Raw genomic sequence first — 13,383 nt, forward strand, 5'->3', positions numbered from 1 at the left:
GTCCGGCGCGCGCGGGCCGGACGGGGGCGGCAGGGTGGCGCACACCGCGTCGAGCACGGGCGCGTAGGCGCTGCGGTCCTGGTGCAGCCGCGCCCGCAGCAACTCCATCCCCGGCTGGAAGCGGACCAGCAGGGCCTCGCCGGCCGCCGCGTCGCCGCGCGCGGCGAACTCCAGCAGCACGGCCAGGTGGTCGTGCGGCTCGGGCCCGGCGGCGCTCCAGCCGTGGTCGGCCAGGACGCGCTGGATGCGGGTCAGGGCGTGGCCCCGGCGGCGGACGTCGCCGTGGCCGCCGAAGGTGTGCACGGTCAACTGGAGGGCGCGGCGGCCGCGGGGGTCGAACACGCGCGCGTAGTGGGCGGCCAGGTCGGCCTCGGGTTCGGCGGCGGCGTGGTCGCAGAACCCGGCGAGCCCGCGCCGGGCGGGGCTGGGCGGCAACTCCAGCAGGGCCCGGTAGACCAGCGGGAGCCGCCGGTAGAAGGCGGTGTCGGGCTGGCCCAGCAGGATCGCCGCGGCCTGGCGCAGCACGGCGTGGCAGCGCGCCTCGTCCAGGGTGTCGGCGCTGGGGCGGCCCCGGACGCGGTCGGGCCGCCCGGGCGGCGCCGCCGTCCGGGTCAGGTGCGCCCCCGCGCACAGCAGGAGTTCACCGGCGCGGCCGTGTCCCCCGGCCACCTTGGCGCCGTTGTGCATTGGTATCACTCGCCCCTTGCGTCGTGGCAGCACGCGAACGAACGAGTCCCGTCGAGCCCCCGCAGCCAGTGGCGGGTCCCATACCCAGGCGGGCGGGGTCAACGCATGCGGGGTGGGCGCGGGTCGGGCGGGACGGGCGAGGGTTCAGGGGCGGGCGTCGGCGGCGCGCACCAGGACGGCCGCGCGGTTGCCCACCCGCACGCGTTCCAGGGCGGCGACGCCCTCGGGCAGGGCGACCTTGCGGGTGCGGGCGGTGACGGTGATCACGGCCTCGGGCGGCAGGACGGCGGCGAGCGCGCGCAGCAGCGCGGCGACGGGGTCGGCCGTGCCGGCGGGCGTGTGCCGCCAGTGGCTGAGGCCGCCGTAGGGGATGTCGGTCAGCACGACGTCGACGGGCCGCTCGGGCGGCGTGGGGCTGAACACGTCGCCGGTACGGGCGGCGGCGGGCAGGTCGCCGCCGGCGGCGCGCAGCCGGGCGGCCAGGCGGGCGGCGGCCTCGGCCCGCTCGGTGAAGGCGGGTCTGCCGAAGGCGGCGGCGTCGGCGCGCAGGCCGCGTTCGCGCTCGGCCAGGCCCTCAGCGGTGAGCAGGGCGAGGTTGCGTTCGGCGATGCCGAGGGCGGCGGGGTCGGCGTCGGTGGCCAGAACCCACGACAGGCGGTCGCGGTGGAGGAGGCCGACCGAGGTGGCCAGGTGCCCGCTGCCGCAGCAGGGGTCCCACAGGGCGACGGGGCGGCCGGCGGGGGCGGCGCGGGCGGCGGCGCGCTGGAACAGCTCGCTGGCCAGGCGGACGGGGAACCCGGGGTGGCCGGGCGCGGAGCGCAGCACGGCGCCACTGGCCAGGTCGGAGTGGTCGGCACGCTCGGTGGCGTAGCGGTAGGCCACGGCTGGTTCCTCGCGAACGGGCGGCGCGGGCCGGGAGGGAGAAAAGGGCGGTCCTGACGGGATTTGAACCCGCGGCCTCCACCTTGACAGGGTGGCGAGCACTCCTAACTGCTCCACAGGACCTGGGTGGGTGGCCGCCCGGGGGCGACCGCGCACGAGCACCAACTTTACCGGCAGTTGGGAGTGCGCCGAACCACGGTGCGCCCCGGTCGGGCGGCGGGCGCGGGCGGCGCGTCGGCCGGGGTCAGGCGCGCTGGCGGCGCACCCGGCCCTCGTCCCACACGGGGGTGTCGGAGGTGTGCACGCGGCCGTCGGCGCCGAACACCAGGAACCGGTCGAAGGAGCGGGCGAACCAGCGGTCGTGGGTGACGGCCAGCACGGTGCCCTCGTAGGACTCCAGGGCGGCCTCCAGCGCCTCGGCCGACTCCACGTCGAGGTTGTCGGTGGGCTCGTCCAGCAGCAGCATGGTGGCGCCCGACAGCTCCAGCAGCAGGATCTGGAACCGGGCCTGCTGGCCGCCGGACAGGGTCTCGAACCGCTGCTCGCGCTGGTGGACCAGCTCGTAGCGGTGCAGCAGCGGCGCGGACTCCCCCAGCGGCAGCGCGTGGTCCTCGGCCAGGACGGCGGTGAGGGTGCGGCCGTTCCACTCGGGATGGTGATGGGTCTGGGCGAAGTGGCCGGGGACCACGCGGGCGCCCAGGCGGGCCTCGCCGGTGTGGCGCACCGAGGCGGGGTCGGCGAGCAGCCGCAGGAAGTGGGACTTCCCCGAGCCGTTGGAACCGAGCACGCCGATGCGCTCGCCGTAGAAGACCTCCGTGCTGAAGGGCCGCATCAGGCCGGTGAGTTCGAGGTCGCGGCAGGTCAGGGCGCGCACGCCGGTGCGCCCGCCGCGCAGCCGCATGGTGATGTTCTGCGGGCGCGGGGGCTCGGGCGGCGGGCCGGCGTCCTCGAACTTGCGCAGGCGGGTGAGGGCGGCCTGGTAGCGGCTGGACATGGAGTCGTTGGTGTGGGCCTTCTGGCGCAGGGCGCGCACGAGTTCGCGGAGCTGCTCGTGGCGCTCGTCCCAGCGGCGGCGCATCTCGGCGAACCGGAGATGGCGGTCGGCGCGGGCGCGGTGGTAGCCGTCGAAGCCGCCGCCGTGCACCCAGGCGGTGTTGCCGGCGCCGCCGCCCTCGACGGTGATGACATGGGTGGCGGTGCGGGCGAGGAGTTCGCGGTCGTGGCTGATGAACAGCACGGTCTTGGGCGTGGTGCGCAGCCGCTCCTCCAGCCACTGCTTGCCGGGGACGTCGAGGTAGTTGTCGGGCTCGTCGAGGAGGAGCACGTCGTCGGGGCCGCGCAGCAGCGCCTCCAGGGCCAGGCGCTTCTGCTCGCCGCCGGAGAGGGTGCGCAGGGCGCGGTGGCGGGCGGTGTCGTAGGGCAGGCCGAGGGCGGCGACGGTGCAGACGTCCCACAGCACCTCGGTGTCGTAGCCGCCGGCGTCGGCCCAGTCGGCGAGGGCCTGGGCGTAGCGGAGCTGGGCGGGTTCGTCGTCGCGGGCGGCGAGGGCGGTCTCGGCGGCGGCGAGTTCGCGGGCGGCGGCGCGCACGCGCGGCGGGGAGACGGACACCAGCAGGTCGTGGACGCGGGAGTCGGGCCGCAGCGGCGCGGTGACGCCGTCGGGGTCCTCGTCGCTCCCGGCGGCCGAGCCGGAGTGCGACCCGATGAACTGCCGCATCACCCCGAGCCGCCCGCTGCGGGTGACGGCCCCCTCGGAGGGGTCGATGTCTCCGGCGACGATCCGCAGCAGAGTCGTCTTCCCGCTGCCGTTGGCCCCGACGAGGACCGCCTTCATGCCGTCCCCGACGCGGAAGGAGACGTCATCGAGGAGAACCCGGCCATCGGGCAGGTGGTAACCGATACCGGCGACGTCAATGTGGCCCATGTGCGGCCACTATGCCGAGGGCTCCGGCGGCCTGTCGACCGGTTTTTCGGGGAGGGGCGCGCGGTCATCGGTTGCCGGGGCGGGCGGCCGGGTGGCGCCGAGGCACCGGGACCGAGCGCGGACCCGGCCCGCGGTCACCGGCCGAGTGGGCGGACGGTTCAGGCGGCGCACGCCGCCGTCGCCGCCCCCGCATCGACCACGGGTGTGCGGCCCGGTATCCGCTCACCCGGGCCACCGCCGCCCTCAGCGGGCGCGGGGGCTCCGGGTGGTTTCCCGGAGCACCCCGTCCCGCGAGAAGCCCTCCCACCTGCGGCTCCCTCATGCTTCCGGACGTGGCGAGCGGGCCGTGGCCGCCACCAGCAGGGCGGCGAGCGCCAGTCCTCCGCCCGTGAACATCGCCGCCGCCGGGCTCACCGCGTTCACCACGGCGCCGCCCAGCAGCGCGCCGGCGCCGATCGCGGCGTTGAAGACACCGACGAACAGGCCCGACGCCGCCTCCCGCTCGCTCCCGGCCGCCGCCGTGGTCCAGGCCGTGGTGCTGACCGACACGCCGCCGTACGCCAGCCCCCACACCACCAGCGCCGCCGCCGCGCCGGCCCCCGTCGCGCCCAGCCACGGGACCAGCGGCATCACCACGGCCAGCACGGCGGCGATGGCCGCCAGCACCCGGCGCGGGCCGCTCCCGACGACGGCGCCCGCCCCGAAGTTGCCGGTCACGCCCGCCAGCCCGTACACCAGCAGCAGCGTGCCGATCAGGGCGGCGCCCGCGCCCAGCGCCTCCTCCAGCACCGGGCGGACGTAGGTGTAGGCGGCGAAGTGCCCGCCGACCAGCAGCGCCGTCAGCGCCAGCCCGGCCCGCACCGCCGGGATCCGCACGGTGCGGACGACTCCCCCGACCCGCACCGGCCCCTCGGCCGGGAGCGGGGGCAGCAGCACCGCCATCACCACCGCCGCCACCAGCGCCAGCACCGCCACGGCGGCGAACGCCGCGCGCCAGCCCGCGAGGCCGCTGAGGAGCGTCCCCAGCGGCACCCCCAGCACCGACGCCACCGCGACCCCGCTGAACACGATCGACGTCGCCTTCGCCGCCGCGTGCCCCGGCACCAGGCGCGGCGCCACGCCCACGGCGAACGTCCAGAGGAACCCCATGCCGATCCCCACCAGCACGCGCGCGGCCACCATCACCGCGAAGTTCGGCGCCGCCGCCGCGACCAGGTTGGCCACCGCCAGCAGCACGCCCGTCAGGACCAGGACCGTCCGCCGGTCCATCCGCCCGGCGAGCGGCGTTGCGGGCGGAGCCGCGACCGCCGCGACCAGGCCGGTGATCGTCAGCGTGAGCCCGGCCGTGCCCGGGGAGACACCAAGGGCCGCGCCCATCGGGGTGAGCAGGCCGACCGGCATCATCTCGGCCGTGACGACGGTGAAGGTGCCCAGGGCCACCGCGACCGCCGCGAGCCAGCCCCGCGCGGGCACCGGCTCCGGCGCGGGCCGCGCGGTCGGCGGCGCGGTGTTGGGCGGCACGCGATCCCGGGACGCCGGATCGGCGGAGGCCAGATCAGGGCACGTGGGATCAGGGGATGCGGCGGTGGGCATGGAGTTCGACATGCCCGCCAGCCAACCGGCGCCGCCGCCCCCGAACAACGGCGAAGTCCTCGCCGTTCCATAAGCTGGGCTCATCGTTCCAGCTCGGCGAGTGCGGAGGCGGCAATGGCGCAGCACGTGGAGAGTCGGGAACTGGAGTGCTTCCTGGTCCTGGCCGAGGAACTCCACTTCGGCCGTACCGCCGAGCGCCTGCTGGTCTCCCAGAGCCGGGTCAGCCAGCTCCTGCGCGCCCTGGAGCGGCGCGTCGGCGCCCGCCTGGTGGAGCGCACCAGCCGCCGCGTCCGCCTCACCCCCCTCGGCGCCGACCTCTACGCCGACCTCGCGCCCGCCTACGCGGCGGTGCGCGCGGCCGTCGAGCGCACCCGGTCGGCCGCGCGCGAGGTGGCGGGCGTGCTGCGGGTGGGCTTCCAGGGCACGGTCTACCGGCACATGGCCGCCGCCATCGCGCTGTTCCACCGGCGCCACCCGGAGTGCCGCGTCTCCGTGGTCGAGCTGCCGCTGTCGGACCCCTTCGGCGCCGTGCACCGGGGCGAGGTCGACGCCGTCACCGTGCTGACACCCGTGGCCGAGGACGGCCTAACCCTCGGGGCGACCTTCTCCCAGTACGGGCGGATGCTGGCGGTGGCCGCCGACCACCCGTTCGCGCGGCGGAGCGGGGTGGACGTGGAGGACCTGGCGCGGGTGGCGCTGGTGCCGTTCGCCGACCCCGCCCCGGCCTACTGGCGGGCCGACCACGCGCCCGACCGCACACCCCAGGGGCGGCCGATCGGGCACACCGAGCCGGTGAAGACCCTCCAGGAGGGGCTGACCGCCGTGGCGTCGGGCGCCGGGGCCATGCTGGTGTGCCGCCCCACGGCGGACTACTACCGGCGCGACGACGTGGTGTACGTGCCGGTCAGCGGCATGGCGGCCTCGGCGCTGGCCCTGGTGTGGCGCACGGCGGCCGAGACGGCGGCGATCCGGGCGTTCCAGGCGGTGGTCGCGGAGGCGCTGGGTTCGGCGCGGGCGCGGGCAGGCGGGGGCGCACTACAGTGCGGTGAGGAGGAGCCGTCGGCGGTGCCGGCGGGTTCGGTCCCGAGCCTGGAGGGGATGCGCACGTGAACGATCCGGAGCACACGGTGCCGGCGGCCACGGGCGGCGGACCGGAGTCCGCGCGGGGCGGGATCGGTGAGGGGCCGGACGCGCGGCGGGCGGGCGCACCCGCCGAGGGCGTCACCGCGCGCGGGACCGACGGCGCGGACACCGCTGAGGGCGGCACGGCACGGCGCGCCGAGAGCGCGGAGCCCGCCACGACCGCCGAGGGCGCCGAGGGCGCCGAGGGCGTCAAGTCCACTGAAGGCGCCGACGCCGCGCGCCCGGCGGCGCCCCTGCCGCCGGGGCGGTCCAGCGGCCGCGTGGACCGGTGGATCTGGGCGGTGCGCCTGGTCAAGACCCGGTCCGACGCCGCCCGCGCGTGCCGGGGCGGCCACGTGAAGGTCAACGACCGCGCGGCCAAGCCCGCCACCACCGTGCGCGTGGGCGACGAGGTGCAGGTCCGGCTGCACGGGATCACCCGGATCGTGGACGTCACCCACATCATCGACAAGCGCGTCGGCGCGCCGGTCGCTGTGCGCTGCTACACCGACCGCAGCCCGGAGCCGCCGCCGCAGGCCCGCGCCCCGGTCCCCCGCCGCGACCCCGGCGCGGGCCGCCCGACCAAGCGCGACCGCCGCCAGATCGAACGCCTGCGCGGAGAACGCTGACCTCGCGGCGGCTTGTCCCGGCGCTCCGCTGGGACAAGCCGCCCGCATGCGCGACAGGTTCCGGCCGCGCTTACCCCCGCCCGGATCCGCCGCCGCCGGGTGAGAGTGTGCTCCTTCCCCTCCCTCCGCCGGACGCGGCACCGCCGCCGGTCCTCGGCCACGCGTGCCGTCCAGGGCGCGCGCGAGCCCGCACGGGGGTTCCATGCCGCCGGTGCCGCGCCCTCGGCGACAATCGAGCATGCCTTCCCGCCTCCGCACCCTGGCCGTGCTGGAACTGGTCAACATCCCGCTGTTCGCCGTGGTGCTGTTCGGGGTCCTCCGGTTGCCCCCGGCGCCCGCGAACCTGGCCGGGTTCGCCCTGTTCGCGCTCCTGCTGGTCGAGGGCTCGGCCTACTGGTGGGCGAAGGCCGCGCAGGTGCGTTCGCGGTCCTTTCGCCCTGCGGGGCTGCCGCTGTTCCGCATCCTGCGGATGGCCAACCCGGTGCTGCTGGCGGCCGGGGGCGCGGTCGTCGCGTGGGGGTTCGCCGGTCAGGTGCCGTGGACGCACGTCTGGCCGGGGGCGGGGTTGGCGGTGTTCGCGCTGGCAGAGCACGTCAACTACTTCCACGTGCAGCTCTCCCACCAGAACCGCGCCGATCTGGCGCGCCTGCGGCGCACCCGGCGGCCGCACCGATCCCACCTGGCGCGCGACCTCGCCCGGTCGGCGAAGAACAGCCCGCCTCCTCCGTAGATGATGTTGGCTCGACCAACAAAACAGGCTATTGTTGGTCAAGCCAACATTGGTGCGACCATCAAGGAGTCATGGTGTCCATCGCCACGGAGACGGCCGACCGCCTGGAGATCACCGAACTGTTCGCCCGACTGGCCGCCCTGCTGGACGGCCACCGCCCGGAGGACGCCGCGAGCGTCTACCACGAGGACGTCGTGGTGCACTCGCCGCGCGGCGGTGAACTGCGCGGCATCGACGAGGTGACCGCGTTCATCCGGAGCAGCAAGGTGGAAGGGGAGCACGCCCAGCACGTCAACGGCAACGTGCTGGTGCACCTCGACGGCGACCGCGCGCGGGCCACGGCCGACGAACTGGTGTACTTCTACCGCGACGGCCAACCGCCCCACCAGACCAGCGGCCTGCGCACCGCCTGCACCGCCGTGCGGACCCCCAAGGGCTGGCGGTTCAGCGAGTACGAGATCACGCTGGCCTGGACGGACAAGAAGTGACGCGGCCGGGCGGGCGGGACGCCCGCCCGGCGCGGGCGTTCGCCCCCGGCCCTCGGGGGCGACGGGCGGCCCCCAACATCTAGCGGGGACCGTCCTCGGGAGGCCCGGCCAGGCCGTCCTGCGACGGGTCCTCGACTCCGCTCGCCGCCGCTGCCGCGCGGCGGCGGTTGCGCGAGAGGCGGTGGAACACCCAGGCGCCGTCGAGCATCGCCACGGCGAGCAGGGCGAACACGATCGCCTCCAGGCTCCAGCCGTCGGCGCGGTAGGCCGTGAACCAGAAGTAGCCCATGACCAGGGCACAGGCCACGGCCACCGCTATCGTCCACCGTCCGATCACGCTGCCTCCTCCTCACCGATTCCGCCGCATTCCGCCGCACGCGGGTGCACGTGGGTGCACGTGGGTGCGCGGCCGCCGCGAACGGAAACCGACGTCGGCCGATGCCGCGCCGCCCAACCCCCTCCCGTCCATGATCCCCTGCTCCCCCGCGACCTGCCGCACGCGGTCCGGCCCGGACCGCCGGGGTCAGGAGGAAGGGCGGGCGTCGAACCGGTCCAGCGCGGCGGAGACGTCCCGGGCGCCGACGGTGTCGGGGAAGCGCATCACCCACCAGGTGGCGCCGGCGTCGCGGTAGGGGGCGGGGTCGGCGCCGGGCGGGCCGCCGACGGCGACGTCGAAACCGTCGAGGCCGCCGCGCCGGCGCTCGATCTCGGCGAGCATCCCCCGCAGCCCCTCGGGTGAGGTCTCGGGGCACAGGCCGTCGAACCGCGCGGCGCGGCGCAGCGGCGCGGTATCGCCGGGGCGCGCGGCGACCCAGATGGGAATGCGGGGCCGCTGCACCGGACGCGGCAGGGACCGCACGTCCTCGATGCGGAAGTGCGGCCCGGCGTGCGTGGTCCGCTCACCCGACCACAGCCGGCAGATGACGTCGAGGCTTTCGTCCAGCACCGCGTCGCGGGGGCGGGGGACGTCCGGGAGGTCGGCGGTGGACCCGGCGGGCGGTTGGGCAGGGCCATCACCCCTCGCACCTGCGGCATAGGGGCGCCCGTCCCCGCCGCTCCCGTCACCGCCATGGGCGTCGCCGGTCCCATCGGCGCCGTCGAGGCCGCCGGCCCTGTCGCGGCTGTCGGCGCCACCGGTCCCATCGCGGCCGTCGCCCTCGCCGGACTCACCGCCGCCGTCGGCGTCGCCGGCCCCCAGGACGAACCGGCCGCCGCTCAGCCGGTCCAGCGCGACGGCCTGCCGCGCCACCTCCTGCGGCCGCCGCCGGGCCAGCGGCGTGGTCCAGGTGCCGATGGTGATGCGCGTCGTGCACAGGGCGATGGCCGAGAGCGCGATCCACGGATCGCACACGGCGAGGCCGGCCGAGGGCCGCACGACGTGGTCCCGCAGGAACACCCCGTCGAACCCGGCCGCCTCGGCCTTCTCCGCAAGTTCGCCCAATACCCCGGGATCCGCAAGCTCCCCAAGGGGCGGAAGGTACAACGCATACCGCATCGGCCTCTCCCCTCCCCGAACGGCGCGTCATGTAACCCACAGCCTTCACCAGACCCGTGGATCCCCTGCTCGCGGGGCGGAGAGAGCGGCATTACCCCTGGTGGCGGGGCCGCCAAGGCCGCCGCACCAGCGGCCGGAACGCCTGCGGCGAGGACAGACCGAACGGCGGACCGAGAGCACATTCCACACGCACACCGGAACACCCCTGGGTGACGGCACGGACGGTCACCAGCTTGATCCAACAGAGCTTAACTCGACAGCTAGGCACACATACGCTTTAACTTATGCAATCTAGGCATTAAGGTGCATTTCTGGCAAGGTGCTGGATTATTCAAACCTGCCGCGTACCCTAAATGCATGGCAGGCACCCTCGCATACAACCTAGGCGTTCGGCATATATTCCAGCGGAAGTTCGATTCTCCAGAACTAGCCAAGGCACTAAAAGACTGCCACTGGTACTTGATATCTAGGCGACCATCCGTCCGAATAGTCAACAACTCAGCGCAGATATACGACAACATATTGACTGCGGTTTTTGAAATCCGGACAGAGGAAGAGAGAACGGAACATCGGGAGCTAGGAATGGATCTAAATACGATAGGGGAGGCGCGCGACTTAAAGATACACACCGACGGATCATATTTTTCACTACGCACCAAAGAAGCAATCTATCACGGCGACGCGTGGGCTCTTGCTTCTTTCCTTTCTGGGGCAGACGCGGGGTTGGCTACCCAGGAGGTCATGTACGTAGGACAAGCTTTCAAAGGAGGCACGAGCAACGCTTGGGACCGAACGTCGAAGCACAAGAAACTTCAGCGTATATATGAGGATCACAGTGGGTTAAGTTGGGATATTTTTGTTTCCCCCCTGGTTCTCAATAAAAGAACATGGAGCAGTGATGATCACCTGGATGACACAGACGACGGACCGAGCATGCGACTGTACTACGAGAAGTTCGCCCATGAAAACGGCGATATTAGGCAAGCATCTGTTGATCTGATCGAACACTCGATGATCAACTACTTCAAACCGCCGTACAATGAGAAGCTTATTGGATGGAGTCCGGAAACGCCGACAGCCTCTATGAGGGACATGCGAGCGGCTGGGTTTCGCCTTCTCTATGTGCACCTCGACGGATGGTTTGGGCTATCCAGGTTTGTCTCTGAGGCGCGACCTGATGCCGTTCGAAGTCATTTTATAACTCATGAGTTGATCAGCCAATCAGACGCAAGCAAGACATTGAAACAATGGACACTGGAGGGCGTTGCTTACCGGGAAGGACATAAGATTTTTGCAACGGAAGTTGAGGACGCCGATGTGCACTTGCGTGTCTTTGGAGAAGAGGCCCCGGAGGTCAGGCGACCGCCGTCGTTTCATTTTCCGCGTGGGTCTTCTCTCAACACAGGCACGAAAAGTACTCCTGCACTCGCTGGGTTGAGCGATATACGCCGCAAAATTCAGGAACAGCGCGAATCTGAAAAAATCGAGTCGCAAGTCCCGGTTCAACCGACCTATGAGCCTCATTCGGGGACAGTGAAGGTGGGATGGTACACGGATACGAAGGAGCCTTCTTTTTGGCGCCTGAATTTTCCCACCGGAGGGGTGTGTTCCGGCCTTATACTCGGCGGAGACGGCTCCGGCAAAACGAATACTCTTCGCGTTATAATGACAGAGACTCTTAAATCTGGGGTTTTCGTCATCGCACCCGCTTTCCCGAGATCGCCGACAAGCGAAATTGATGGTCTTCGAAGCTTCACTCCTGATCCATCATGGGTCTCTCACAATAAGAAGCAAACGATTTTCAACCTTGAAAGAATGGCAAGAGTAATCGACGCAAGGAACGCGCACAAGGGGTACTCAGTGCCCTCGAAAACTGCACCGGGCATCATGATTTTTATCGACGATTCCGATGAAATCCTGAGTGACCCTCTGGGTGCAGAAATCGCTGAAAAGATCCTAGTCTCGGGTAGCCTAGCAGGGGTTGGCTTGGTCCCGGTGGTGCGCGATATCGATTCGTTGCCCTGCCATAAATCCTTGATACGCCTTCTCATAAATACGGAGAATGTCCTCAATTTTTTCTGGGATGACCCCTTCCTCGTCCACAGCCTCCGCGCCATACATGGAAAACCTCGAAGGCGAACCTACACGCCGTCTTCGAATTTGACATTTATGCTTGACAATCATCCAGATTGCATTTCAGTCGGAATCCTATGCGGCGTGGCCAATTCCCCATCCATGCCGAAAAAAGAAGCTCTTCGATGGGCCGAAACGGAACTCTCGCAAAGTGGTGCGAGGTTGGTTGGATGGACAAAACAACATGGAGCGTGGGTCACATTCGACGCCCTATCAGCGACCATCTGGCAACTCAGGCGCCATCCGGATGACTGGGTTATCTCCCATGTCTTATCGCAGCATGGCCTCCGTGAGCCGGTTCGTCTGAGCCATGCCATCGCGTGGGCCAGTAATATCATCCACTCTAAGTTTGACGTTCAAATCGGACAATGGAATTGTGGCCCCGGGACACTTCCTCAATTCTCCTCAACTCTATATACGAATACAACCGGAGAAATTATATTAAAGAAACAAACCGGTAAATTGAGTGCACTAATGAGGCATCTCTATTGAGGAGTGGTTGCGTTTTGAAGGAGCCAAAAAGTGTTTGATGACATTTCATTCCGTCGATCGGAGCGCCGGAGTTCCGTGGGCGTGCGTTGTGCCGCGCCCGACAAGGACTGCTGCCACACCACCCTTTCGACGCCCATGGTGAAGTCAATGCACGCCGTCCTGCGCAACGCCCTCGAATCGGCAACGCGAGAGGCAATCATCCCGTGCAACGTCGCCAAGCTCGTCAAGGTTTCGCCGCCCCGCTACGTCGTGAATCGCGGGCTGAACCTAGTGCCGCCGAAAACCGACGACTCTTCTCGCATCGTCCCGCTGCCCGACCTCTGCGTGAAAGCGCTTCGGGAGCACCGCAACCGCCAGTTCGCCGAACGGTCGGACGCCGCGCCGGACTGGGCGGAGAACGGGCTCGTCTTCCCCTCCCGACGCCGGACGCCGCTGGAGCCGGACGACCTGCGCCGGAACTGGGAGCCGCTGCGCCGCAAGGCCGGTCTCGACGGCGTGCGCTTCCACGACCCCCGGCACACGTGCGTGACCCTGCTGCTCAACCTCGACGTCCCGCCGGAGGTGGTCCGGGAGATCCTCGGGCACAGCGACATCGGCGTGACGATGGCGTTCTACGTCCACGGGTGGCTGAACGACAGGCGGCGGACGCTCGGCAGGCCGCCTGGGCGCGCCTTGGAGTGAGTGCGCGCGGCCGTCGCCGTTGCTGTCACGGTTGCTGTCAAAAAAGCCCGGCGCCTACTGGCTTCCGGGCTTCTTCGCACTGCTGCTGTGTGGCCAGGGGCGGGGTCGAACCGCCGACCTTCCGCTTTTCAGGCGGACGCTCGTACCAACTGAGCTACCTGGCCCCAGGCACACCGGTCGGTGTGTGAGCGGTCCTGACGGGATTTGAACCCGCGGCCTCCACCTTGACAGGGTGGCGAGCACTCCTAACTGCTCCACAGGACCTTGTTCTGTTGTACGCGGTGGTCGGCACCTGGTCCGGCTGGTGACTCGCTCCGCGCTCCGGGTCTTATTCTGCCAGACCTTCGGCAGTGGTTCGACCGGAGCCGTACCCCCAACCGGATTCGAACCGGCGTTACCGCCTTGAAAGGGCGGCGTCCTAGGCCACTAGACGATGGGGGCCTCGACGACGAAGGTCGTCACTTCCCACTTCGTCAGTCGTCGGGAACGGGTCAAGCATAGGGGAGATTTCACCCCAGTGGCAAAGC

The 13,383-nt window shown here is 70.6% G+C and carries 12 protein-coding genes and 4 tRNA genes; 6 read left to right on the top strand and 10 right to left on the bottom strand.

Annotation, left to right across the window (positions count from 1 at the left end):
- The 5 genes from LG943_RS10400 to LG943_RS10420 all read right to left on the bottom strand — a co-directional run.
- On the bottom strand, positions 1-687 hold a 687-nt coding region (locus LG943_RS10400; RefSeq protein WP_270072029.1), incomplete at its 3' end, for a nitrate reductase molybdenum cofactor assembly chaperone.
- Between the two features lie 144 nt (positions 688-831).
- Complete coding sequence (locus LG943_RS10405) at positions 832-1,569, bottom strand: rRNA methyltransferase (RefSeq protein WP_270072030.1); 738 nt, start codon at positions 1,567-1,569, stop codon at positions 832-834.
- A 48-nt stretch (positions 1,570-1,617) separates the two neighbouring features.
- Positions 1,618-1,692: transfer RNA gene (locus LG943_RS10410), tRNA-Asp, on the bottom strand.
- A gap of 121 nt (positions 1,693-1,813) precedes the next feature.
- A complete protein-coding gene (locus tag LG943_RS10415; RefSeq protein ID WP_270072031.1) occupies positions 1,814-3,493 on the bottom strand; it encodes an ABC-F family ATP-binding cassette domain-containing protein in 1,680 nt (559 codons plus the stop codon).
- Between the two features lie 318 nt (positions 3,494-3,811).
- A complete protein-coding gene (locus LG943_RS10420) occupies positions 3,812-5,014 on the bottom strand; it encodes an MFS transporter (protein WP_270072032.1) in 1,203 nt (400 codons plus the stop codon).
- 186 nt (positions 5,015-5,200) lie between these two features.
- On the opposite strand from LG943_RS10420, the gene LG943_RS10425 reads away from it, so the two are divergent.
- From LG943_RS10425 to LG943_RS10440, 4 genes are all read left to right on the top strand, one after another.
- Positions 5,201-6,196: a LysR family transcriptional regulator gene (locus LG943_RS10425; RefSeq protein ID WP_270072033.1), complete on the top strand. Its 996-nt coding sequence runs from the start codon at positions 5,201-5,203 to the stop codon at positions 6,194-6,196.
- 266 nt (positions 6,197-6,462) lie between these two features.
- Positions 6,463-6,837 carry an RNA-binding S4 domain-containing protein gene (locus LG943_RS10430; RefSeq protein WP_270072159.1) on the top strand — a complete coding sequence of 125 codons (375 nt, stop codon included), beginning with the start codon at positions 6,463-6,465 and terminating at the stop codon, positions 6,835-6,837.
- 238 nt (positions 6,838-7,075) lie between these two features.
- Positions 7,076-7,567, top strand: coding sequence for a hypothetical protein (locus tag LG943_RS10435; protein WP_270072034.1), 492 nt, complete (start codon positions 7,076-7,078; stop codon positions 7,565-7,567).
- A gap of 74 nt (positions 7,568-7,641) precedes the next feature.
- Positions 7,642-8,055 carry a nuclear transport factor 2 family protein gene (locus LG943_RS10440; protein ID WP_270072035.1) on the top strand — a complete coding sequence of 138 codons (414 nt, stop codon included), beginning with the start codon at positions 7,642-7,644 and terminating at the stop codon, positions 8,053-8,055.
- A 79-nt stretch (positions 8,056-8,134) separates the two neighbouring features.
- Here the strand turns inward: LG943_RS10440 and LG943_RS10445 are convergent, their stop codons facing one another.
- Positions 8,135-8,392 (bottom strand): hypothetical protein, encoded by a 258-nt coding sequence (locus tag LG943_RS10445; protein WP_270072036.1) that lies wholly within the window; start codon positions 8,390-8,392, stop codon positions 8,135-8,137.
- A gap of 186 nt (positions 8,393-8,578) precedes the next feature.
- Positions 8,579-9,496 carry an LLM class flavin-dependent oxidoreductase gene (locus LG943_RS10450; RefSeq protein WP_270072037.1) on the bottom strand — a complete coding sequence of 306 codons (918 nt, stop codon included), beginning with the start codon at positions 9,494-9,496 and terminating at the stop codon, positions 8,579-8,581.
- 411 nt (positions 9,497-9,907) lie between these two features.
- On the opposite strand from LG943_RS10450, the gene LG943_RS10455 reads away from it, so the two are divergent.
- Both LG943_RS10455 and LG943_RS10460 read left to right on the top strand, forming a co-directional pair.
- On the top strand, positions 9,908-12,175 hold the full coding sequence (locus LG943_RS10455; protein WP_270072038.1) for a hypothetical protein: 2,268 nt from the start codon (positions 9,908-9,910) through the stop codon (positions 12,173-12,175).
- A gap of 147 nt (positions 12,176-12,322) precedes the next feature.
- Positions 12,323-12,856 carry a site-specific integrase gene (locus tag LG943_RS10460; protein ID WP_270072039.1) on the top strand — a complete coding sequence of 178 codons (534 nt, stop codon included), beginning with the start codon at positions 12,323-12,325 and terminating at the stop codon, positions 12,854-12,856.
- Positions 12,857-12,946: 90 nt separating this feature from the next.
- On the opposite strand, the gene LG943_RS10465 is transcribed toward LG943_RS10460, so the two are convergent.
- The 3 genes from LG943_RS10465 to LG943_RS10475 form a co-directional block, all read right to left on the bottom strand.
- Positions 12,947-13,020, bottom strand: a tRNA-Phe gene (locus LG943_RS10465).
- Positions 13,021-13,045: 25 nt separating this feature from the next.
- Positions 13,046-13,120, bottom strand: a tRNA-Asp gene (locus tag LG943_RS10470).
- Positions 13,121-13,224: 104 nt separating this feature from the next.
- Positions 13,225-13,297, bottom strand: a tRNA-Glu gene (locus tag LG943_RS10475).
- Positions 13,298-13,383: the final 86 nt, after the last annotated feature.

The sequence above is a fragment of the Streptomonospora mangrovi genome, assembly GCF_027604915.1.
In the GTDB taxonomy this organism is placed as follows: Bacteria; Actinomycetota; Actinomycetes; order Streptosporangiales; family Streptosporangiaceae; genus Streptomonospora; species Streptomonospora mangrovi.

Bases quoted from the DNA above. Each gene is read 5' to 3' on its own strand.
- LG943_RS10415 (WP_270072031.1), bottom strand. From the start codon at position 3,493: ATGGGCCACATTGACGTCGCCGGTATCGGTTACCACCTGCCCGATGGC.
- LG943_RS10425 (WP_270072033.1), top strand. From the start codon at position 5,201: ATGGCGCAGCACGTGGAGAGTCGGGAACTGGAGTGCTTCCTGGTCCTG.
- LG943_RS10435 (WP_270072034.1), top strand. From the start codon at position 7,076: ATGCCTTCCCGCCTCCGCACCCTGGCCGTGCTGGAACTGGTCAACATC.
- LG943_RS10455 (WP_270072038.1), top strand. From the start codon at position 9,908: ATGGCAGGCACCCTCGCATACAACCTAGGCGTTCGGCATATATTCCAG.
- LG943_RS10460 (WP_270072039.1), top strand. From the start codon at position 12,323: ATGCACGCCGTCCTGCGCAACGCCCTCGAATCGGCAACGCGAGAGGCA.